The sequence below is a fragment of the Paenibacillus sp. FSL P2-0322 genome (genome assembly GCF_037975315.1).
Classification (GTDB): domain Bacteria; phylum Bacillota; class Bacilli; order Paenibacillales; family Paenibacillaceae; genus Paenibacillus; species Paenibacillus polymyxa_B.
The window spans coordinates 4,351,900-4,373,524 of the sequence record NZ_CP150243.1; the positions used below are offsets into that span (position 1 = coordinate 4,351,900).

Sequence of the window (21,625 nt, forward strand, 5' to 3'; positions counted from 1 at the left end):
ATGATTCAATCTTACCTGTTTCCTGTTTCGTATGCCTTTCTTGCGTTTCCTTTTGCTGCCTTATTGTTCACACTGCCTTTCCTAATCGTGCAATATCGCAGGCATGGCTATATTCACAAGGCTAGAGCATGGCTGCTTTACTTGATGCTGTTATACTTAATGAACGCCTTCTTTCTGGTCATACTCCCACTTCCGGCATCGCGTCATAATGCTGCATTAGCCGGGGGAGCGTTGCAGTTGATGCCCTTGCAGTTCGTTCATGACATTATAAGAGAAACATCCATCTCACCCGCCCATCCCTCCAGCTATGTTCATTTGCTGAAGGAGCGCGCTTTTCTGCAAGTCGTTTTTAACGTTGTGATGACCGTGCCTTTCGGTATGTTCTTACGTTATTATTTCCGTGCACGATGGGGATGGTGTCTGATTCTGTCCTTTATCCTCTCCCTCTTCTTTGAGGTGACGCAGCTGACAGGACTGTATGGATTTTTTGACCATGCGTATCGTGTGTTCGATGTAGACGATTTGATGGCTAATACATTAGGCGGTATGCTAGGCTTTCTATTAGGCGAATGGTTTTCACGCTTCCTGCCCCGCTTGGAACATCTGGACAAGCATGTGGACATGGCAACGAAGCGAGTGTCCTATACCCGACGGGGCGTAGCCATTTTCGTGGATTCTATCATATGGACCGGGCTACTCGGAATCATGGAGTCTCTGCATGTGCCTGCTGCTTTCTGGGTTTCCAGTGGGGTATACTTTATGGTGGTTCCTTACCTAACGAATGGACGAACTCCAGGGAAATGGCTGGTGCGTATTCATCTCACAGGGACAGGACAACGGATTTCCCTATGGGAGCTCATAAAGCGTTACAGTCTCTTGTACTGGGTGTATTTTGGACTTAATTACGTACTGGGTGGGCCTGTCCTATGGTCTCAAGTGTCCCCTTGGCTAAGTGTTCTGATTAGCCTTTTGCTGTTAGTGATCAACGGATGGTTCTTTTTCCATCTGGTCATACGCCTATTTAAGAAAGACCCGTTATTTTATGAGGAGCTTAGCCATACTTCACACCAAATTATATGGCCCAAGCACTATCATCATCCTCAAAATGACACCGCTGACTCGGCAGAAACGTCGGGAGCGAATACCGTGAAATGATAACTGAAAGACTGACAACGTGATAAGCACCCGCGATCTACGTTGCATCTAAGCAAATAAAAAAACAGGCGAAGCAAAGGATTTCCTTTGTCCGCCTGTTTTTTATTTTGCGCATAGATATTAGTTCGTTTCCCTTATTTCCACTGTGCAATTTGATCAATAGGCAATCGTGTGGACGGATGACCATCGTTGATACCTTTACCCATGGAAATGAGCATAACAGGGACATAACGATCTTTTTCCAGACCAAAGGCTTCAGCAATTTGATCCTTTTCAAAACCGCCAATAGCGTTAGTATCATAACCATGAGCGCGCGCTACCAGCATAAGCTGCATGGATACCAAACCACCGTCAATCAGGACTGTTTCTTTGTTCACAACTGGATCAAGCGCTGCAAAATGAGCTGCCACTTTTTCCTGTTGCATTTCTTTAATGTCTTTTGGCATATAGCCCAGTTCTACAGCTTCTCCGAAAATTTGTTCGAAATTATCAAAGTTATTCAAATCCCCAAATACAGCGATCACTGCCGAAGATGTTTCTACTTGACGTTGGTTGAAACGGGCCAATGGTGCCAGTGTAGCTTTACCTTCAGGGCTGTCAATGACGAGGAAACGCCAAGGTTGCAGGTTAATGGAAGATGGTGCGCGTGTAGCTTCTGTCAAAATCTCAGTCATTTCCTCACGGCTGATCTTCACGGACGGATCGTATACTTTTACAGAACGGCGTCCCAGGGCGATTTCTTTAAAATCATTCGTTTTTACAGTACTGGATGTGTTCGTATTATTCATTCCAATCTCTCCCACTATAAATTAATATTTTCTCATGTTTTCTCACTCGTTCTTCGGTTTTCAGCCATTGACATATCGAGCACTGGAGAAGTCGTGTAAGAATCTCATTATTTTCCGTATAAGCCGGTGGCAGGAATAGAGGTTGAGACATTTTTCCCAATCTATGGATCGACTTCTATGATCGCACCTTGGATATCCACTCCTGACTCTTGACGGCTTACCCTCCCATATCACGCGGGGTCTTTGCCCTTATGGAAATGATTCCTGCGGCTGCTCCGTGCTTCCTTTGTCTCTGCTTATTCCTGTCCGATGAGAAACATAAATCCGGTTTTTCTTAAGCTGTCTTCTGTAACTGGGCCTCACGTACTGGCCCTAAAACGTCGTTTGCATCGTACCGAACTTGCTTGGTGCCGAGCGTGTGAAGAACGCGAATCAGCTTCCCGCACAACGCTACAATCGATTGCTTTTTCTTCAGTGGATTCTGGCTTCGTTTGGTAAAGTATTGGTGCAGTACCTTAAACTCCGCATTCTTCGCCACCATGAGCATCACGACCGAAACAGTAGCGCTCTTAGCCTTGCGCGTCCTCGTTTGGTTATACTGGATTTTCCTTTTTTCTTCCCCGAGCTGTTCTCTTTGAGATTCAGTCCGGCCAGCCGTATAATCTGCTGTCCATGCTCGTAACCCCTTAGATCCCCCACTTCCGCCAGGAACCCCGCCAAGGTGACCACAGCCACGCCTGGCACAGTGAGCATCTCTTTCGTTCCTGGGATTTGAGAGAGTAGACGTTCCACCTCGGCTAGAATCTCTTCGAGCTGTCTGGCGAACATGTCGTACTGTTCCAGAAGTGTTTTAATCTCTATTTTTGCTGCTGGAAGTCCTTCGGTCAGACCGATGGAACTTCTCGCCGTTTCCACCAGTTGCCGGGCTCGTTTCGTCCCTACGGCTCGCTTCACGTCTTTCTTTCAGCGCTGGACGATGGCTTCTGCACCTAATTCTACGATCTCACCTGGCGTTGGAAACTCCTGCAAGGTAATGCGCGAAGCTTTCCCTTCCCAGTCTTTAAATACCTGCGTGTACTCTGGAAAAAAGCGATCCTGCCAGTTCTGTACCCGTGCATACAGGAGGCGCTTTTTTTGTTCAAATCTCAAATTAATTCATTACAGAAATGGCTCCTTACCTTAAAAATGAATGAACCCACTTCATCTTCTGACATTAGCGATCAGATAATAATTTTCCTCCCAAACCAATGTTTTCTTTTTCGCTTTCCTTAATCAAAACAATAAAAGCCGACTCGGGTACATTCATTATGGTTGAAGCTGATGTGGTAAGTTCAGTGACCAACGATCTTTTTTGTTCTTTATTTAATTTGCCTGCTTCAATAGTAATTACTGGCATGTAAATTCCTCCTTGTTTCCCCTATGGGTATAATGTAATTGGGGTCAGTCCATATCGGACATATGACCATTCATAACTTGCAGCATATCGGCTAGCTGGTGCCGCTGGGTCTCGTCGAAGCTCTGTAGCAGCTGAGCTACAAACTGCGAGCGCTCCTGCTTAAAGATGACAATGCGTGCACGCCCATAATCGGTCAGGCTTACCAAGGTAACCCTGTTGTCCTCTGGCTTCGTGCGTCGTGTGACCATCGCTATCGTTTCAAGCTGCTTCAAATGGCGCGTTACGGCTGCAGCGTCAATGCCAACCTCTTTTTGCAGGAGAGTTTGACTAATCTCCTCCACTTGATACAACTTGCACAATAGCTGCAATCTGGATGCGCTGACTCCTGCGCAACGCTCAAACTTGGAGCTAATCTGCTTGTTCAGCAACAACAGCATGTCAAAAATATACTCAGGCTCGGATGGTGTCTGGGTGATATCAATCTCTCCTCCCTTAAGCATATCGCTGGGCTTCGTGATCCGACCTTTGATCCAACCTTTGATCCATCAATTATTGATCTATCAAGTAATATACATCCTCTTTAAAAATAAATCAAGTCCCTGAGAAAAATAAAGTGCTCTTTGCAAATAAAAGCTGAGCGACTCGCACAAGAGCCGCTCAGCTTCAATTTAAATTTATTATGTTCCGTTGTGCTAAATAATCCCGTGGGACAGCATTGCGTCGGCCACACGCACAAATCCTGCGATATTGGCTCCGACAACCAGATTGCCCGGCACGCCGTATTCCTCAGCCGCCTTCACGCTGTTAGCATAGATATTTTTCATAATATCATGCAGCTTGGTATCCACTTCCTCAAAGGTCCATGACAGACGCATGCTGTTCTGCGACATCTCAAGCGCCGAGACCGCTACTCCGCCTGCATTGGCAGCTTTGGCTGGCCCAAACAGAACTCCATTGCCCAAAAATACTTCAATGGCCTGTAACGAGGATGGCATATTGGCACCTTCGCCTATAGCTTTTACGCCATTGCTTACCAGCAGCTGGGCTGCTTGCTCGTCAATTTCATTCTGTGTGGCACATGGCAGTGCGATGTCGCATGGGATCGACCAGATCCCTGAACAGCCTTCTGTATAGATTGCGCCTGGACGCTCTTGAGTATACTCACTAATCCGCAGACGATTCACTTCTTTCAGCTGCTTCACCAGCTTCAGATCGATACCGTCTGGATCATAGATGTAGCCATTCGAGTCACTACATGCCACGACTGTAGCGCCAAGCTGCTGTGCTTTTTCAATCGCATAAATGGATACGTTCCCCGAGCCCGACACGACGACGCGTTTTCCTTCAAAGGACGATCCCTGCGCCTGCAACATCTCGTTTACAAAATAAACACAGCCATAGCCAGTCGCTTCCGTACGTGTGAGACTGCCTCCGTAATGAATCCCTTTACCCGTCAGGACGCCACCTTCATGTCCTCCGCGAATCCGCTTGTATTGTCCGAACATGTAACCGATCTCGCGGCCACCTACTCCAATATCCCCAGCCGGAACGTCGGCATCTGGACCAATATATTTATACAACTCAGTCATGAAGCTTTGTGTAAAACGCATCACTTCGTTATCTGATTTCCCTTTGGGATCAAAATCCGAGCCGCCTTTACCACCACCGATGGGAAGACCCGTCAATGCATTTTTGAAAATCTGCTCAAAACCCAAAAACTTGACGATTCCCAGATATACAGACGGATGGAAGCGAAGTCCACCTTTATAAGGCCCTATCGCACTGTTAAACTGCACACGGAAGCCACGGTTGACCTGTACAACCCCCGCATCATCCACCCAAGGTACACGGAAGGTAATGACTCGCTCCGGCTCCACTAGCCGTTCCAGAAGCCCCTGCTGCATATACTTAGGGTGCTTAGCCAATACCGGAATTAGCGAATCCAATATTTCCTTGACGGCCTGATGGAATTCATTCTCATGAGGATTGCGCGCGATAACCTTCTCAAAAACGGACTGCACATATTCGGCTGCTGCTTGTTGACTCTGCTCTGGACGGATCATGGTCATTTTTTTAATACACCCCTTTTATAATTAGCCCCTCTGTTAAATGACGGAACGACGTTATTCTGCACCTTCGAGAGTGGAACTTTATGTATTCATAAAATTTAGTTAACTATACATGATTTTTTATAATAATACATCTAATTCGCCTATAAAAAATTTTTGTATCCTTCATTAAATAACTCTATGAACCTCTCATTGTCTGTTAGTTTACTAAAGCTAAATCCCTTGATTCACGGGCTTTTTTCACGATTTCTAAGGCCCTAACACCTTACCCTACATGGCATTATAATGTGAACAAATTGAAACTAAAACATACATTATGTCTGGAATATGGAAATAAGAAAAAGAGGCTGCGCGCAGGGCGTAGCCTCTTTTCCCATTCTATAAGGGTGCAACAACACACCATGACAGAAATGATCTTTTACACATAAAAGGCTTCAAGCTGACGCACAATTTCTGCCTCGTCATGCTCTACCACCTGCTGATGCTGCGATTTAGAGAACAATTGTTCAATTTGCGCTGGGAACTCCTGCTTGATGTCCACTAGACGGATGGCTTCATCAAATTTGGCCGGATGTGCTGTCGCAAAGGTCACACATACTTCGTTCGCGCCATTATACGCCTCATACGCGGCAATACCGCATGCCGTATGGGGATCGAGCAAATAATCGTATTCGGCCTTGTATTTCTTGATTAGCTCCAGACACTGCTCATTCGAAGCGCCGAGCGCTTCAAAATCCTGCTGTACCCGTTTCAAATCCTCTGCACTGATCACAATCCGTTCCTCGGTTTTGAGGTTATTCATGTATTCAGATACCTTGGCTGCATCTTCTCCAAGGAAGTAATACAGGTATCTTTCGAAATTGCTCGCCACCTGAATGTCCATCGAAGGACTGTATGTGCTTTTGAAGTCACCTGGCTTGTATTCACCTGTCTTCACGAAGCGCTCCAAAATATTATTTTCATTGGTTGCAATAATCAGCTTATGGATCGGCAGGCCCATTTTCTTCGCAAGAAAGCCGGAAAAAATATTGCCAAAGTTGCCAGATGGCACACTGATATTGATTTTTTTCGTACCCGCAGACTCATGCGCCCGGAAATAAGCATAGAAGTAATATACGGTTTGCGCCAAAATGCGCACAAAGTTAATCGAGTTAATCGCCCGCAAATGATGTTTAGCTTTGAAATCCAGATCGGCAAACAGGTCCTTAATGACTTTTTGACAATCGTCAAAGTTCCCTTTTACGGACAGATTCAATACATTTTCATCGTCAACCGTCGTCATTTGCAGCTCTTGTACCTTGCTCACCTTTTGGTGTGGATGCAAAATACAGATTTTAATGCCTTCCTTGCCACGCACGCCCTGAATCGCTGCCGCCCCAGTATCGCCCGAGGTTGCACCCAAAATGTGAATGATCTCATTCTGCTTTTTGGACACATAGGAATAAAACTCACCCATAAATTGCAGCGCCACATCCTTGAACGCAAACGTAGGTCCGTGGAACAGCTCCAAAATAGACAGAGAATCATTGATCTTCTTCACTGGCGTAACTTCTGGATGACGGAAGCTCGCATAACTGCGCTCCACCAGCTGCTCCAAATCTTCACGAGGAATCTCATCATTGATATACAGCGCAAAAACTTCCAGCAGCAGCTCTCTGTAGCTCAATGTTGCCCATTGCTCCAGCGTAGCTGCCGACACGGTCGGAATCTGCTCAGGTACCATCAGACCTCCATCGTCAGCTAACCCCATGAGCACGGTATCAATAAATCCCTTGGCTTCTACTCGACCTCTAGTGCTTATATATCTCATATACATCCCCCAATAAAAATTCAATTCGAACCTTTTTTCGAATATATTATTGTCTATAATACCCTGTCGCGGTGCTGTAACCAAGCCTTTTTTTCATATTTCACAGACTTTCTCCTACTTTACCATACCCTGATGCATCAGGCATCTGCCATCAGTAGACAATTGGAACGTCAGGAACAGGCCGTGAGTCTGAAAAAAGAAGGCTACTTCAGTCATTAGGAACCTGAAATCGAGAGTGCAGCCAGCTTGAGCGAAGGCGATGTGCAGCTTCCCGTAAAACGCAAATCATTGCCAACTTCCTCTATCTGCTGCAACACATCAAAGAAGTTGCCCGATACGGTGATCTGATTGACCGCTCTGATCACTTGCCCCTGCTCAATCCAGTATCCCAGACAAGCCAGCGAAAAATTACCGGACGCCGTATTCGTACCCGCATGCAGCCCTTGCAGCTCTACGATCATCAGCCCGCGATCCGTCTCGCGAATCATGTCCTCCAACGTAGACGTGCCTGGTTCCACATACAGATTATGATATGACACACCAATTTTACCGTTATAGCTGCCCTTGGAAGCATTAGAGGTACTTTCCACCCCAGCCTTGCGGGCTGTCTTGCGGTTATGGAAATACGTCCGTAGTTCTCCGTCCTTGATGATCTCATTACGATGCGTTGCGCTGCCTTCGGCATCAAACGTACTGCCTGCGGGAACGTTCTCCATCAGCGGATCATCAATCAGCGTAATACGCTCACTTGCCACCTTTTGCCCCAGTTTCCCAGCCAATCGCGAAAAGCCTTTATCCACCGATTCCGCTGAAAATACCGACGTATACGCAGCCAGCAATTGCGCTGCGGCATCATGACGGAAAATGACTGGATAGTTATCCGATTGGATCGTGTGCGCACCCAGCTTGGAAACAGCCTCTTTTACGGCTTTACGCGCCACATCCACAATATCGATTTCCTCCACGCTCCGCAGCGAATAATCATGCCAGCCCCCGGTTACCGTCTCGTCATGGTCTGCTGCAATCACATACACATAAGCGCTCGCCAGACTTTTGCGACGATGGCAGTGCAGTCCTTTTGTATTTACTATTAGAACCTCATTTTCACGAATGCTGACCGAGCAATGCCGAGCCATCACAATCCGTGGATCTGCGGCAAGCGCTGTGCGCTCCATTTCTAGCGCCGCTTCGATCAGAATCTCAGGAGCCGTGTCAGCCAACGCTGCGGCATAGGCAGGCTGCTCAGGGTAGCTCTCAGAGCCTGCGAACAACTCATCCTGTTCCTCACTCTCCAATATGTCCGCGTTGCTGCGTGCCTCTTCCAATAAAAAGTCGATCACGTCCGGTTCCACCTTCTCCGTAGAGGCATAACCCATTTTCCCGTTAATGACACCCCGGAAGGAAAGCCCATCGTTTTCGACGATGGTATATTGATCAATTTCTCCCTTCAGTACCTTTACCGAAGTAGAACGTCCATTGACATAGTAGATTTCCATATCCGCGTAGCCGATTTCCCGACCTTTTGTGAACAACGCTTCCTGAAATTGCTGAATATTCATCGCCTATTCCCCCTTCCGTCCGCCAACGGTCATCTCGGACACTCGTATCGTTGGCTGTCCGCAGTTGACCGGAAGACTTCCGCTGACCGAGCCGCACATCCCCTGACCATGATCCAGATTGTTGCCGACCATATCAATATTTTGCAGGGTTTCAATCCCTTTGCCGATCAACGTTGCGCCTTTAACCGGCTCCGCAATTTTGCCGTTGCGAATCATGTATGCCTCTTCGACTGCAAAATTAAACTCGCTCGTCGAGGTATTCACCGAACCGCCGCCCAGCGATTTGGCATAGATTCCGTACTCCGTATTGGCAATGATCTCTTCACGGGTCGAATCCCCATTCGCAATAAACGTATTGTTCATACGGGAAGCAGGCGCGAATTTATAGGACTGTCTTCGTCCTGACCCTGTCGCAGGTACACCCATCTGGCGCGAGCCCATGCGGTCGATCAGATATCCTTTTAAAATGCCGTTCTCAATCAGTACATTGCGCTGTGTCGGCGCTCCTTCATCATCGATATTGAGCGAGCCCCACGCGTTCTGAATCGTTCCATCATCTATAGCCGTGACGAGCGGTGAAGCCACCTGCTGCCCGATCTTATTCGCAAACACGGAAGTTCCATGCGCCACCGCCGTAGATTCCAGCCCGTGCCCACACGCCTCGTGAAAAAGAACACCGCCGAAGCCGTTCTCAATCACGACCGGCAGTCTGCCGCTAGGTGCATATCCCGCTTTGACCATCGTGGTCGCAATACGAGCGGCGTGTCTCGCATTTTCTTCGATATTCAGATTCTCCAGGAATTCAGTCCCTGCATACGCTCCCGGCCCACGGAACCCGGATTGTCTATGCTCCCCATCGGTCGCAATCGCGCTTATTCTCATGCGTGTATACGTACGGGTATCCTCCACCAGTAGCCCGTTGCTATTGGCGATCAGCACGTTTTGGATTGAGTTACTGATCCCAATAGAGGTTTGCGTAATGGAAGGATCGTATTGGCTTGCCGCCTCATGCGCCCGTCTCATCATGTCAATCTTGGCGCGTTTCTGTGAAGCGTCAGGAATGATCGCAATTGGATGGTGATTAGGTATAGCATGAGGATGGAGTGTAATGGTGTGTGTACCTGGCGCTCCACCTCCGCGAATGGCCTTAGCGGCCGATTTGGCCAGTCGAATCAGGCTCTGGTCGCTAATATCACTGGTATAGGCATACACCGAGAAATGCTCCTTCATAATCCGAATGCCAATCCCAAAATCCCGGCCTGACAGCGCTGTATCCACGACGCCTCCGGTCATGCCCAGTTGTCCATTGGTGCGGTCCTCGACGAACACCTCTGCAAAATCCCCGCCCGTCTCCAATGCGGCTTGCAGCATATCCTGAATCTGTGTTGGATGTATCATCACGTTCCTCCTCGTTTTTGCCATGTTTCTTATTGTACGGTTAAGCGATCAAGATAATATGCGGGTTCATGTTCATTTCCCATAACTTTACTATACATGATGTTGGGAGTGGGTGTAACTATCTGGGTGGCAAGTGGTTTGGAACGGAGTGAAGAGTTATGGGGCGGGGATGGTGAGATTGAAATGAGAAAACCCGATTAGACCATTAAGGGTCATGCCGGGTTATTTGAGCAAATTGATTATCTGGTTGGATTGAGCAAGTAAGTGCAACTAAGGACGCTACGTAGACGGATTATTCTTCCGATCGCTGTTGCCCCAGATTTTTTTGATTATATTTTAACGGTAAAAATCCGGGTTCAAAGGCGAACGCTCCGCTTCTTCAGAACGATTCCGTCCGTCCCCTTCTCTCTATGCTTGGGTGTGCTTCATTTTGTTTCAATTTCTAACTTGTTAGTTAAAATACTTTTCTCTAAGCGGATATAGTACAAAACATGGTTTAGTTCAATCTCCGTTGAGTGTAAATAATAAGCCGCTTCCTTAACTGAATCCATGCTCAACGCTCCTGCTTTGGCAGCGATAATGTTAAACGCATCTCCAAGTAATTTAATACAAGTTTGAATCCTCTCTGTGTATTGCTTTTCAAGATCTACTAACTTTTCATACTCCGCTACCATGTCACTCTGAGAAGTCAAAATATTCCCCACCTTTTGGTACGTATATGAGTACCAGTTTTACAAAAATTATATGTTACGTTTATGCGTATCGTCAAGAAAAATTTGTAAAATAAGGTGGGAAACCTAATGGCTAAGAAAGTAGTTGTGAAAATTAACGAAATTACGAGAAAACACAATATCTCCTTGAGAGAACTCTCACGTTTATCTGATGTACGACACGCTGCTCTAAGCGAACTTCAATCAGGTAAACGTGAAAGCATCAATTTTAATCATATTGAAAGAATTGCCGATGCCATGGATATTGAAGATATTCGGGAGATTATTGATCTGGTTGAGATGGAAGAACTAGAATAGTTATTATTTGTCACGCAAACAGAAGAACAAACATTCTTAATATATTATTCCTATTGATAGGGTTAAAGTTCATAGATGTTTATAACTACGAGGTCAACGATCATTACGAAAAGACTCAGCAACTATTGCTGAGTCATTGAACTCGGATATCGATTAAAATTAACTTAAGTCAATTTTAATCGATAAAAATGCCTCTTCAATTATAAAGGAAAACTATCCCTCAACCTTTCTTTAAGAATTGCTAGTAGCTTCCTTAAAAACCGAGTTTCTTTAAAAAATTTCTAATCCTTCCTATTTTATTTTCAACATAACTTTCCTGTTTTAGATGTGGATCAATAATTGATTTTGAATCTTTTAAAATATTAGAGATACGCTTCACCCCGTTATTAGCGTGTGCAGTTTCTAAATTTCGGTCATCTTTTTGTTGATGACTAGTACTTATATTAAACTTTATTTTGTCCATATCTTCATAATTTAATTGAGGTTGCTGAGTTTCTTTTTCCTCTGATATGAGAAGAATATCATTTAAAGGTTTTGGATGATCTATCTCTTTTATTAAATTTATTTCCTTAGTAGTCACCAAAGTTTGTGCAGTTAGAGTGAATTTTTCCAATCGACAATTTGCAAAAAAATCTTTACCACAAGATTCGGATAATATCTCCATATGGAAATCGTGATTAAGTTCTAAAAACTTTTTTTTAGGTTTATTTTTAGCAGGCTTAACAACACCATATGCAATTACATATTTATCTTCAAATTCCAATAAATTCTTTATGTTTGCTGTTGGATATCTTAAAATTGCTGTAACCTCATAACCATCTATTATATAAGAGTTTATAAATGCTTTATCTCCCGAAGTTACTACTTTGTTTACTTTAAATATGATAAAACGTCTCTTTCCATGAGGTACTTTGTGAATACCATGACATGGAAAAACAAGTTCATCAATACTCAGTATTTCCTGACTACTTAACCGAAATGAAAACTCTAACTTACTTAGTGACTGCATACTGTTAGCTTCAATCATTTTTTTCATTTGATAAATACTTCGAATAACATCTCTAAATACCTTTTCTTTTGAGGAGTTATAGGTACCTTCGTTTAAAATTGCTTTAGGACTGTTTTTCGAAATCCTCTCTTTAGGAGGATTTACTCTGGTCAGCGCTTCAATATCGATAACAACTTTTTTGTGCTCCCCTACGCTTCCATTCCATTCAACATACTTTTTACCTTCCCAATCAGCATCAAAATATTGAGCCAAAGCCCTCCCGCAATGATGACCGCCCATATTTCTCCAAGCCATAAAAAATCCTTTTACATTATAAGTGACTTTCAAAGGAGGATCGCAAAAAGGACAATAAATATTATCATGATGAATAGATTTTTGATAATCAGATAAATGAATAATCAAATCTTTATACTTAGCTATTAACAATTTCTCAGCCATAGACACCTCGATTATGCTCTTTTATATTCTAAGCTCTCTGAGTTGCATTATCTATAAATCCAATTTCGTAACCTTCTCTTGGCACCGCACTAAATTTTTTAACCACGTTGTCTTCCAATTGCTCTTCCATATTTTCAGGCAAGTCATTGTCCACAACAATAATCTGAAAATCATGCTTACTAAGCAAGTCTTCACACATTGAGATTAAGTAATCATAAATATTTTTATACTTAAGAGGATCGCTTAGACCCTCAGCACGATCCTCAGCTTGATTAGTTAATGACAAATACTTTGGTTTAGTCTTCCCTATATATTTACCCACTGTATCAATCATAACAAGGCTTGGAAAATTAGTTTGGCTCCCTAGACTATTTCTCAAAATACTAATCAAATAACCAACTGAAACCAATGTTCTAAGACCACCTGATGTTAGTTTTGAGTAATCCTTGTCTCTAACGACAGGAAGGAATGTATTCTTACTAATACTGATTCCATAAGCATTTCGTATCGGGATTTTTCTAAGAAAATCGTTTAATATATCTCCTATTCCTCCCAGAACACCATCTACAGAAGGAGCGCTTGCCGCAAGAATCTCCAATTGACTATTTAGTTCTTCAATTTGATTTGCTAATTGGTCTGACCTTTTCGTGAGGTCGTTGACTTGATTTCGAAGTTTTTTTAAATATTCGACCCGTTTGATTTCCTCAGTTATCTCCCCTCTTCTTCTGAGAAGTATATCTCTTTGCGCGATAAAAGGTGAGACAAAGTCTTGCGTTTTTATATCTAATAACTCTTTAGCTCTGCGAATTTCATCTTGAACAGTATCTGCTTCAGAAATTAACTTTAAAATTTCTTCCCGATCTTGCTCAATTAAGGCAGTCAGTTCCTTAGCCCGATTTTTTAAGCTTTTGATTTCTTGCTCAATGGATGTTGAATCATAATGACTAAATATTTCATTAAATTTAGCAGCTTTTAACTCACTATCGCATATTGGGCAATTTATATGATGGGATTCATTCTTAGGCATTTTACGAATAACTTCAAGAGAAGCTGTTAATTTATCTATATCTTGAAGGTAATCCTTTTTCAGTCTTAGATTTTGATCCATTTGTGTTTCTTTATACATTCTACTCATGGATAAGTTATCTTGCTGACCTTGTTTATCAATAACTAACTTTCTAATCTCTTCATCTTGCTCACTGTTAGCTTTCATACTTTGGGTAATATCCAAAATTTCCAAGTCTACAGTTTGTAATGCTTCTTTTAACTGAGTGAATTTATCCTCTAACGATTCCATTGATTCTAAGCGCGCTTCTCTTAGAAAGGAAGAAACTATTGTGAATTGCTGGATAATGGATTGCTTCGCACGATTTTTCTCACCAATTTCCTCTTGCAAGAGTGTAATTTTATCGTCTAACAAATGATGAAGAAACTTAAATGTCTCTTTGTTTTTAACAAATACAGAATGGTTCTTCTGATCCAATATATCCTTATTGCCTACCTCATCTTGATCCATATAGCAGAATTTGAAGATGTCACGAAAACTTAAAGTAGACATTTTGGAATCAACTTTTGAAGGTGCTTGTTTCAATTTGACCCGTGGGATGTTAAGTGATTCTAATAAAAATTCTGATAAGTATCCAGAAGGTCCTTCTTTCCTGGAATGCGGTCCATATTCCTTTGGAAACACTTGATTAATTTGATCTACTGGGGCTTTGAAAATTTCAATATACGCATTTGAATCAAATATGTCTCTCTTAATGGTATACACTTGATCATTCAAATTGATTTCAAGTAAAGCATACTGTCCATGCATTTCAATTTCATCATACATATTGACTTCACTAGCACCTAGCAAATAATCAATTAGATTCAGAATACTTGACTTACCGGTATCTGAATCACCAAAAATTATATTTAAGCCCGATGAAAAAGGAACTATATAGTTCTTATCTCTACCAATCAAGATAAGTTTATTAATGATCATTTTAGGAGAAAGATTAGTTTTCATATTTAGAAAAGCACCCCATAATTAATTGATTTTATAAGCTTTTTCAATTGAGCATTAGACAATTTTTGGAGTGAGACCAAGACTTTACTCAGAGTTCGAGTTCGATTGAAATATGAAGACTCAAGTTCTTCAGCAAATTGATCTCCGTTAGGGGTTGTAAAATAATAAATACGTCCTTCTTTGTCATGTCTAGCTGAAATATATCCTAGATAAAATAGCGAGTACGTGATTCTTTTAATGCTATTAGAGTCATATAAGGAGGCTCGGTTTGGATACAAGGATTCAATAGAATCTCGCTCTTCATATCTTAATTCCATTAATCTACCCTGCCCTTCTGCATCCAATACTCCCTTAAGTAACACAGGATTCCTCAACAGATGATCGTACATAGCTAAACGATCGAGGCTCATAACCAACTTACCTCTCTTTGTATAAGCCAGTTCCTTTATTAAAATCAACAACCTCGCAAATCTTACATTATATTCATTTTCAGGAATAATAAAAGGTAATGTTGTCATTTTCCTCGTGCCTTTCTAAACTCTTCAATTGTTTGAATATCATGGCCTTGTGCCCACCACAAATCCTTCTCTAATTTATTCATTAGTTGATGTAACATACCTGTTTTATGAAAACTACTTAACAAAGGAATAGCACATTTGAGCGATTCTGGTTCTTTCATAATTTCATCATGAACATAGGTGACCAAGTGATTACTGTCCTTTAGTTCATTAATCATTAGCTTTCCAAAAGCAACAGAATAAAAGAATTCAATTTTCACATATAACTCTGTCAAAACCTTTATTGCATGATCCCCCTGATTCATAAGGACTTTCCTCATGTATTCTGCATTGAAAAAAGTTTGTTTAGCACTATTCACGTGAATATTATGAACATCGGCAATTAATAAACGAATTACAAAAATTTCGTCATCCATTTGGCCTTGATCTACAAATTCCTGAACCGTTAATACCGTTTTTTCCGATGCTTCTTTGGAAAATTTTTGTAATATTGATTTTACAGCAACATATACAAGCCTTTCCTTGTTAATTGGTCTAGTAATTGTATTATGATCCTCATCACAAGGCACTCTTTCCGGTTTTTCAACTTGTAACAATACAGCACTCTCTTTTGATACTACATCATCATATTGACCGTAAAAGCATACTGTTTTAGGGGTGTTTGAGCTCTCAATCCATGCCCTATTACTTTGTGACAACAACGGGCTTAAAGGGTTGAGATCAACTGCTTGTTTATTTCGAAAAAGCTTTTCACCTAAAGTAGCCCATTCTGATCCAATATGAGGAACCGCCAATGAAATAAACAATTTTACTTGAGGAGTAGTAGGACGTTGCTGTAACTCACTCAATATATAAGACTTTGCTACTAACCCACCCATACTATGTGCGATAATAATAATATTCTCATAAGACTCGCATTGATACTGAATAACTGCTTGAATGAATTCACCCAATTGTCCAATACCAACATTTCTACTTGCAGTTCCAGTATTAAAATTAAACATTCGCATTAATTTTTTTGTTTTTGACTTGATACCATATAGATCAATTAATTTGGTATAATAAGTAATATAAGCAATATCAAATTGTTCATAGATTTCCTCTTCCTCAAGAAGCATTTTTGGAAATTCTTGTCCATTTTCATTAACCCATGTTTCCTTACTCCCAGTAAATCCATGTATAAACAAAACTAAATTTTTTCTGTTGTTTTTTGATACAAACTCAATTGTATTCATTTCAACCCTCACCTATCTGCGTAGCACTGATTCATACCAGTATTTAAGTCCTATACCATTATATCTTTAGACCTATGTCGAAAGTAGTCGAAATCTGTTGTCGAATTATATTTTCCTCCAAATGTAATACGAATAACTCTAAATTCGGCAATTTTACAACCACATATTATATCCATTAAACAGGTGCAATTTATAAAAAAATTATAATTATATTCGTATTAATTATTCCTTATATAGAATTAAGAAGGTTTTTTAAATATACGAGAAAGTAAGCACATAAGCTGTTATTCATTTAAACTAGAGACACAAAAAATGCCATAAATAATTATGCGCATTCTTTAGAGATTTTAGGTATTTGCTTGTTACGAAGCGATATCCGTTCCTTGTGCATAAAAGCATCTCACCTTGTTATATTCCTTGTAATATTATTACCAAGCACTTCACATATGTCGAGACGATGGAAAGACATGCTCATCCTTACTCCTACCATAAGCTTTTTTTCTACGCTACACTTCTCTCCCATACCTTCTAATTCCAAAAATACACATTAAAAATCCCCCAATGAATGGGTCATTCTGTAAACTAAGCCTCTCTTTTAACCGATAAATACATATGCTGGGTTGTTTATTAAATATCACCTCTCGTCCCTTTATAACGTACAAACCTTGTAATACATATCTATCTTGACTGACAGATACACCCATCTGCTGCTTCTATAATCAGAAGCAATTGCAAAATGACGTGCTTCACTTGGAAATACCCATCGCATCTAGAAAGGAGTTATGAACTCACTTGAGCGTATTATCAGATGGGATCGGATATGAAAGCCTACGCTTTTATGGTCCCTTTCAGCCACTACACATCGAACAACTTCAAATAACACGCACCATTAATGATCATGCCTTTTTACATATCAGTGGCATGCTCTCCGAAGAACAAGGAGCTGTATGCATCGGACAGGATATGGAGCAAGAGCCCATTGTGATCCGTCAGTTGGATGATCAGGGACAATCGTTGAGAAGGCTGTTCCATGGGATTGTTACGCGCATGTCCGTACATTGCGTGCGAGGCGTGTATACGTTTGAACTGGAGGCCGCTTCCCATTCGCACCAGATGGATATTAAGCGTAAAAGGCGCTCCTATCAAGATATTCACCGCACCTATGATGATCTGGTCACTGCGCTGGTTCGAAAATATCAGTACGGAGATGCCATTGATACGGTAAGCAACCATGCCAAACTGGAGACATTTGTTTTACAATATGAGGAGACGGATTGGGCGTTTTTAAAACGTCTCGCTTCTCGCTTTGGTTCCGTACTTGTGCCAGAGGTAACCGCAGCCTCGCCCAAGGTTTTCTTCGGGATGCCCGAAGGCAAGCAGCATAAGGTGGAGCGAGATGTATTTTATCGAGTACGAAAAACGTTTCATGAGTTGGATGCGGAAAAGCCAGGCGAACGTGCTGGCTCGTATGTCACCTATATGATCGAAAGCCTACAATACTATGCGCTGGGCGACCTCATCACGTTACCCATTGGACAAGGCAAAGAACTGGTCGTGGTTCGAGCCGTGACCACACTAACAGATGGCTTGCTACGTACCCGTTATGATCTTCAAGCCGAACAGGATATCCGCTATGCTCGGTATGAAAACGATCAGGCCACCGGAATTTCGTTGACAGGAACGGTTCTCAAGGTACAACAGGATTTCGTACAGCTTCAACTGGACATTGACCCGAAGCAAGATCCTGCTAAAGCCTGCTGGTTTCCCGTAGCCACCCGTTATGTCGCTGAAGAACATAGCGGCTGGTACGATATGCCTGAAGTAGGAGAACAGGTGGAGTTATATCTGCCTACCCACCGCGAACAAGATGCCTATGTCACGGATTCACTGCGACAACAACGCCACACCAATGGACAGCCGAATGTGAAGGTATGGCAACATGTACAAGGTAGCGGCGTAGAAATGTCTGAGCATGAGCTGACTCTATCCACCTCCGGTGAATTCTCCATTACACTACATGAAGGTAGCGGAATTACCATCGACAGTCCGGGGAATGTGCAGATTCAAGGTGGTCACGTGAAGCTCGATGCTGGGCAGGAACTTTCACTCGAAGCTGGAACAGCGCTGTATCTAAAAGGCGGAGCCAGCAGCATGGTATTGGATGGTGAGACGGATACCAAGGCTCCGGTGATTTATCAGGAAGGTACGGTGAAAGCCCCTGTTTTCGTAGCCGACCTCCCCCCTGTGCCTGAGCCGCCACTCATGAGCATCAAAGCATATGAGGCGGCGCAAGCTCCATCAGCAGCTAAGACTTCATCAAGCAGCACTCCTACCGCCAAAGTAACAAGTCCGGCTGCACTTCAACAAGCCAACTCTTTGTTGGGTACGGTGTCCAAGCTATTAGGCTCCATTCCAGTGATGGGAAAAGTGGCTGGTGTTGTTGCGGGAGCTTTAGGTGGGCCTGCGGTGGGTGTCATTCTGAAAGCAACCGCAATGATCCCCGTTCGGAGCAAAGGAACTCCTACAATTGGAGGCGGTAAGGGGAACGGTACTCATCCGCTGAAACACTTGGCTGGTCTAGCACTCCAAGGATTGATTAATAAATATGAGCATGATCAAGCGAGACAAGCCTACTATAGCAAGTGGATTTTGGGGAAAGTGTTTACGAGTGCGCGTCATATAGCGCATTCCGGTGGCCCACTGGAACTGGTTCAAAACCTGCTGAAAGAGTCTAATGCCATGGTTCATGCGTATCAGCAGATTCCTGTAGATCTGAGACAACGCTGGAGAGCCAATTATGACAGCTACATGGCAGCTGAAAAAGCCAAAGTATCCTATAATTTTGATGAGTATGATAAAAAATTTATGGGTACTATGTGGGTCCTCAGTAAAAATGGAGTTACCGATCAGAAAGCAGCCCAAGCCACTCTTGCCTATAACGAAGCTATCAAAAATGGAGAAATCAAATTACATCACGAACCAGAAAATGTGGATATTTTCGTAGAACAGATTAAAGCAGCTAAAGAAGGAAAGAACTATTGGACAGGCGAAGAAATACCAGAATGGCAAGCAAATGCAATTATAATCAGTAGCGTATTTTCTGAATTTCAAATGGTTGGAAGTTTATACGGTGCTAAATTTGGTAGGAATATAAAGATACCTTCTAAATCAATTAAAGCTCCAGTATCTATCGTTGAAGAACCAGGAGTCGTAAAACCTGCGCCTTCTAAACCTATTGAACCACCAGCAGTTTCACGTAAAACTGGGGCTTATAACTCATCACATAACGGTACATCAGGTCAAGGATTAGGTAGGTTAGAGGGAAAAGAACTTAATGTATCCGAAAAAGGATTAAACATTGTGAAAAAACATCTTTCGTCGAATTTTGAAGAATTTCCTGAAAATACGGCTATGATCAAGAGGCTTGAAGATGCACTAGCTAATAAAAAGAAAATATCAGGTGCAGATGCGAGTTTTTACATGCATGAGGTTTCCGAATCAACTATGATGAAAAAAGGGATTGATTATGACACAGCTCATGAGATGGCACTTCAAAAATATGATGTCTCACGGTTCAGTGTGTATCACCCTGATGTTATTGAATCAATGCCAAAAATTTTTAATAAAAACTGGAGAAAGTTTTGGGGGTTAGAATAATGATTACATTAAATAATTTAGGACAGAATCGTAGAGGTAGAATTTGGATAAAAGATCTCCCTGAATTAGAATATAAGGTTATTGATAAAATATCAACTTCTATTCAATTACAACAAAATAATGATATTAAACCTTCTCAACTCGCTCTTGAACTTTTACTTTCTCGTCGTGATATGAGTAATTACGCGTTTTTAGGTGTTAGATTTACTCCAAAAAACGGAAATAAGGTAAATATTTGCGTACATGTTGGGATGGATGAAGATGAGCCATTAGATGATCATATTGCAAAGAAATCGGATAGAGTTTTTGTCGGGATACCTTGGGAGTATGCTGAAGAAATCATCATTTCCGCAAAAAAAGTGATTCAAGAGATATCTCAATTCCCTAGTGGTGATTTGGAATTTTATTTAGGAGCTCACAGTGAAGTGGGATCAAGCAAAATGACATTTTCTAAAGTTACAGAGATAATTTTAGGATTACTGATAACTGAGCCTGACAGTAGTGATGTTAATAAAATTGAGAGAATTGTCAGTAGTTATCTATAACCGACAAAAATATGAGATTCTATATAAGTTATCCGCAGTAAAATCATTCGTACAATGCAACTAACAAACCAAACACTAAAAAACATAAAATAAACTGTCAAAGGCTTATTCCGACTTGAATCTATGAGTAGGGATAAGCTTTTTTTGTATACTCAAAATCAAAAGAAGACGAAAATAAAGTCAAATCAGATATAGGTAGAAAACATTCAAACATATTTCAATGAGGGATAGAGTTGCATATGGATTGGCTACACTTAGTTGGACAATAAAAATGAGGGATTATAGAATAAACCTATCATCCTAAGGAGCGGATCCTACAATGCCGAAGCAACAACGTACGTTTACAGCAGAGTTCAAGAAACAAATAGTGCAATTATACGAGAATGCGAAGCCCAGAGCAGATTTGGTGAGAGGAATATGGCCTCACCGCATTGACTCTAGACTAGAGCGTACTGGAGGTTTGAGTAAAAATGGATTATAGGTTATCTATTGGCTCTAATTTGTCTAGGGAAGCCTTGGGAAAATTGCTTTACAATATGATATGTGAAGTGTTAGTAATGGAAATAAATTTATATGAAGTAGAAGTAAAAGATTGGTCTGATGCTCGACAGGTGAGTATTAGTTGCACTTATTTTTCTATAAGCATTAATTTAGATGACGAGGATGACTATTTAGAACGTTTTCGAGAAATGAACCTCGAAGATCACGGCGTAGATACAAATGTTCTTATTAGTATTCAATTTGTATCGCGTACTTTTGACATTGGATGGTTAAAGCTACTCGAAGTTATTGGAAAACTATTGCGATTAAACGATCAAGATTTGGTTGTTGAAGATGATTCCTCATACCCACTATTAAAAAGAATTAAAGGGTGTTTATTTATCAATAATAATCTAGATGAATATCAAACCAGGTATATCACTAAAGAAAATCTAGAACTACTGAATTATCCTTATTTAGAAGAAGACTTTTTTAAAGATAGCGGATATCGAAGGTAACTTTTTTCTGT

At 41.8% G+C, this 21,625-nt stretch carries 18 protein-coding genes and 1 pseudogene; 6 read left to right on the forward strand and 13 right to left on the reverse strand.

Features of this window, described 5'->3' with window-relative positions:
- On the forward strand, positions 1-1,155 hold the full coding sequence (locus MKY24_RS19165) for a VanZ family protein (protein WP_069081165.1): 1,155 nt from the start codon (positions 1-3) through the stop codon (positions 1,153-1,155).
- 134 nt (positions 1,156-1,289) lie between these two features.
- Here the strand turns inward: MKY24_RS19165 and MKY24_RS19170 are convergent, their stop codons facing one another.
- The 9 genes and pseudogenes from MKY24_RS19170 to MKY24_RS19210 form a co-directional block, all read right to left on the reverse strand.
- On the reverse strand, positions 1,290-1,943 hold the full coding sequence (locus MKY24_RS19170; RefSeq protein ID WP_023989745.1) for a nitroreductase family protein: 654 nt from the start codon (positions 1,941-1,943) through the stop codon (positions 1,290-1,292).
- A gap of 334 nt (positions 1,944-2,277) precedes the next feature.
- A pseudogene (locus tag MKY24_RS19175) lies at positions 2,278-3,056 on the reverse strand (transposase); the annotation flags it as partial.
- A 100-nt stretch (positions 3,057-3,156) separates the two neighbouring features.
- Positions 3,157-3,339 carry a 4-oxalocrotonate tautomerase DmpI gene (gene dmpI, locus MKY24_RS19180; protein ID WP_023989746.1) on the reverse strand — a complete coding sequence of 61 codons (183 nt, stop codon included), beginning with the start codon at positions 3,337-3,339 and terminating at the stop codon, positions 3,157-3,159.
- Positions 3,340-3,383: 44 nt separating this feature from the next.
- The gene (locus tag MKY24_RS19185; protein ID WP_076295540.1) at positions 3,384-3,776 is read right to left on the reverse strand and encodes a MarR family transcriptional regulator; all 393 of its coding nucleotides are present in this window, start codon (positions 3,774-3,776) and stop codon (positions 3,384-3,386) included.
- A 255-nt stretch (positions 3,777-4,031) separates the two neighbouring features.
- The gene (gene gdhA / locus MKY24_RS19190; protein WP_339200649.1) at positions 4,032-5,408 is read right to left on the reverse strand and encodes an NADP-specific glutamate dehydrogenase; all 1,377 of its coding nucleotides are present in this window, start codon (positions 5,406-5,408) and stop codon (positions 4,032-4,034) included.
- A 418-nt stretch (positions 5,409-5,826) separates the two neighbouring features.
- Entirely contained in the window at positions 5,827-7,218 is a 1,392-nt protein-coding gene (gene thrC, locus MKY24_RS19195) for a threonine synthase (protein WP_076295529.1), read from the reverse strand.
- 215 nt (positions 7,219-7,433) lie between these two features.
- Positions 7,434-8,777 (reverse strand): TldD/PmbA family protein, encoded by a 1,344-nt coding sequence (locus MKY24_RS19200; protein WP_339200650.1) that lies wholly within the window; start codon positions 8,775-8,777, stop codon positions 7,434-7,436.
- A 3-nt stretch (positions 8,778-8,780) separates the two neighbouring features.
- Positions 8,781-10,175, reverse strand: a complete 1,395-nt coding sequence (locus MKY24_RS19205; protein ID WP_023989751.1) for a TldD/PmbA family protein — start codon at positions 10,173-10,175, stop codon at positions 8,781-8,783.
- Between the two features lie 425 nt (positions 10,176-10,600).
- A complete protein-coding gene (locus tag MKY24_RS19210; protein WP_339200651.1) occupies positions 10,601-10,849 on the reverse strand; it encodes a hypothetical protein in 249 nt (82 codons plus the stop codon).
- A 126-nt stretch (positions 10,850-10,975) separates the two neighbouring features.
- Here MKY24_RS19210 and MKY24_RS19215 point away from each other — a divergent pair, with 126 nt between their 5' ends.
- Positions 10,976-11,203 carry a helix-turn-helix transcriptional regulator gene (locus tag MKY24_RS19215; RefSeq protein WP_339200652.1) on the forward strand — a complete coding sequence of 76 codons (228 nt, stop codon included), beginning with the start codon at positions 10,976-10,978 and terminating at the stop codon, positions 11,201-11,203.
- Positions 11,204-11,456: 253 nt separating this feature from the next.
- Here MKY24_RS19215 and MKY24_RS19220 read toward each other — a convergent pair whose 3' ends face one another.
- Genes MKY24_RS19220 through MKY24_RS19235 form a run of 4 tightly spaced genes read right to left on the reverse strand, consistent with a single transcriptional unit; the run spans position 11,457 to position 16,414 of the window.
- Positions 11,457-12,650 carry a hypothetical protein gene (locus MKY24_RS19220; protein ID WP_339200654.1) on the reverse strand — a complete coding sequence of 398 codons (1,194 nt, stop codon included), beginning with the start codon at positions 12,648-12,650 and terminating at the stop codon, positions 11,457-11,459.
- A 28-nt stretch (positions 12,651-12,678) separates the two neighbouring features.
- Positions 12,679-14,661, reverse strand: a complete 1,983-nt coding sequence (locus MKY24_RS19225; protein WP_339200655.1) for a hypothetical protein — start codon at positions 14,659-14,661, stop codon at positions 12,679-12,681.
- A 2-nt stretch (positions 14,662-14,663) separates the two neighbouring features.
- Positions 14,664-15,179 carry an ABC-three component system middle component 4 gene (locus MKY24_RS19230; protein WP_339200656.1) on the reverse strand — a complete coding sequence of 172 codons (516 nt, stop codon included), beginning with the start codon at positions 15,177-15,179 and terminating at the stop codon, positions 14,664-14,666.
- Positions 15,176-16,414 (reverse strand): ABC-three component system protein, encoded by a 1,239-nt coding sequence (locus MKY24_RS19235; RefSeq protein WP_339200657.1) that lies wholly within the window; start codon positions 16,412-16,414, stop codon positions 15,176-15,178. The genes MKY24_RS19230 and MKY24_RS19235 overlap by 4 nt, the downstream gene beginning before the upstream one ends.
- 792 nt (positions 16,415-17,206) lie before the next feature.
- Between MKY24_RS19235 and MKY24_RS19240 the strand changes: the two genes are divergently transcribed.
- The 4 genes from MKY24_RS19240 to MKY24_RS19255 all read left to right on the forward strand — a co-directional run bounded on the left by MKY24_RS19240 (position 17,207) and on the right by MKY24_RS19255 (position 21,614).
- Positions 17,207-20,071, forward strand: a complete 2,865-nt coding sequence (locus MKY24_RS19240; RefSeq protein WP_339200658.1) for a contractile injection system protein, VgrG/Pvc8 family — start codon at positions 17,207-17,209, stop codon at positions 20,069-20,071.
- Positions 20,071-20,616, forward strand: coding sequence for a hypothetical protein (locus tag MKY24_RS19245; RefSeq protein ID WP_076157485.1), 546 nt, complete (start codon positions 20,071-20,073; stop codon positions 20,614-20,616). Before MKY24_RS19240 ends, MKY24_RS19245 begins: the two co-directional genes overlap by 1 nt.
- 319 nt (positions 20,617-20,935) lie before the next feature.
- The gene (locus tag MKY24_RS19250) at positions 20,936-21,097 is read left to right on the forward strand and encodes a transposase (protein ID WP_143757854.1); all 162 of its coding nucleotides are present in this window, start codon (positions 20,936-20,938) and stop codon (positions 21,095-21,097) included.
- A complete protein-coding gene (locus MKY24_RS19255) occupies positions 21,087-21,614 on the forward strand; it encodes a hypothetical protein (RefSeq protein WP_076157488.1) in 528 nt (175 codons plus the stop codon). Before MKY24_RS19250 ends, MKY24_RS19255 begins: the two co-directional genes overlap by 11 nt.
- Positions 21,615-21,625 lie beyond the last annotated feature (11 nt).

Coding starts and splice junctions, on each gene's coding strand:
- MKY24_RS19165 (WP_069081165.1), top strand. CDS start 1: ATGATTCAATCTTACCTGTTTCCTGTTTCGTATGCCTTTCTTGCGTTT.
- MKY24_RS19170 (WP_023989745.1), bottom strand. CDS start 1,943: ATGAATAATACGAACACATCCAGTACTGTAAAAACGAATGATTTTAAA.
- dmpI (WP_023989746.1), bottom strand. CDS start 3,339: ATGCCAGTAATTACTATTGAAGCAGGCAAATTAAATAAAGAACAAAAA.
- MKY24_RS19185 (WP_076295540.1), bottom strand. CDS start 3,776: ATGCTGTTGTTGCTGAACAAGCAGATTAGCTCCAAGTTTGAGCGTTGC.
- gdhA (WP_339200649.1), bottom strand. CDS start 5,408: ATGACCATGATCCGTCCAGAGCAGAGTCAACAAGCAGCAGCCGAATAT.
- thrC (WP_076295529.1), bottom strand. CDS start 7,218: ATGAGATATATAAGCACTAGAGGTCGAGTAGAAGCCAAGGGATTTATT.
- MKY24_RS19200 (WP_339200650.1), bottom strand. CDS start 8,777: ATGAATATTCAGCAATTTCAGGAAGCGTTGTTCACAAAAGGTCGGGAA.
- MKY24_RS19205 (WP_023989751.1), bottom strand. CDS start 10,175: ATGATACATCCAACACAGATTCAGGATATGCTGCAAGCCGCATTGGAG.
- MKY24_RS19210 (WP_339200651.1), bottom strand. CDS start 10,849: ATGGTAGCGGAGTATGAAAAGTTAGTAGATCTTGAAAAGCAATACACA.
- MKY24_RS19215 (WP_339200652.1), top strand. CDS start 10,976: ATGGCTAAGAAAGTAGTTGTGAAAATTAACGAAATTACGAGAAAACAC.
- MKY24_RS19220 (WP_339200654.1), bottom strand. CDS start 12,650: ATGGCTGAGAAATTGTTAATAGCTAAGTATAAAGATTTGATTATTCAT.
- MKY24_RS19225 (WP_339200655.1), bottom strand. CDS start 14,661: ATGAAAACTAATCTTTCTCCTAAAATGATCATTAATAAACTTATCTTG.
- MKY24_RS19230 (WP_339200656.1), bottom strand. CDS start 15,179: ATGACAACATTACCTTTTATTATTCCTGAAAATGAATATAATGTAAGA.
- MKY24_RS19235 (WP_339200657.1), bottom strand. CDS start 16,414: ATGAATACAATTGAGTTTGTATCAAAAAACAACAGAAAAAATTTAGTT.
- MKY24_RS19245 (WP_076157485.1), top strand. CDS start 20,071: ATGATTACATTAAATAATTTAGGACAGAATCGTAGAGGTAGAATTTGG.
- MKY24_RS19250 (WP_143757854.1), top strand. CDS start 20,936: ATGCCGAAGCAACAACGTACGTTTACAGCAGAGTTCAAGAAACAAATA.
- MKY24_RS19255 (WP_076157488.1), top strand. CDS start 21,087: ATGGATTATAGGTTATCTATTGGCTCTAATTTGTCTAGGGAAGCCTTG.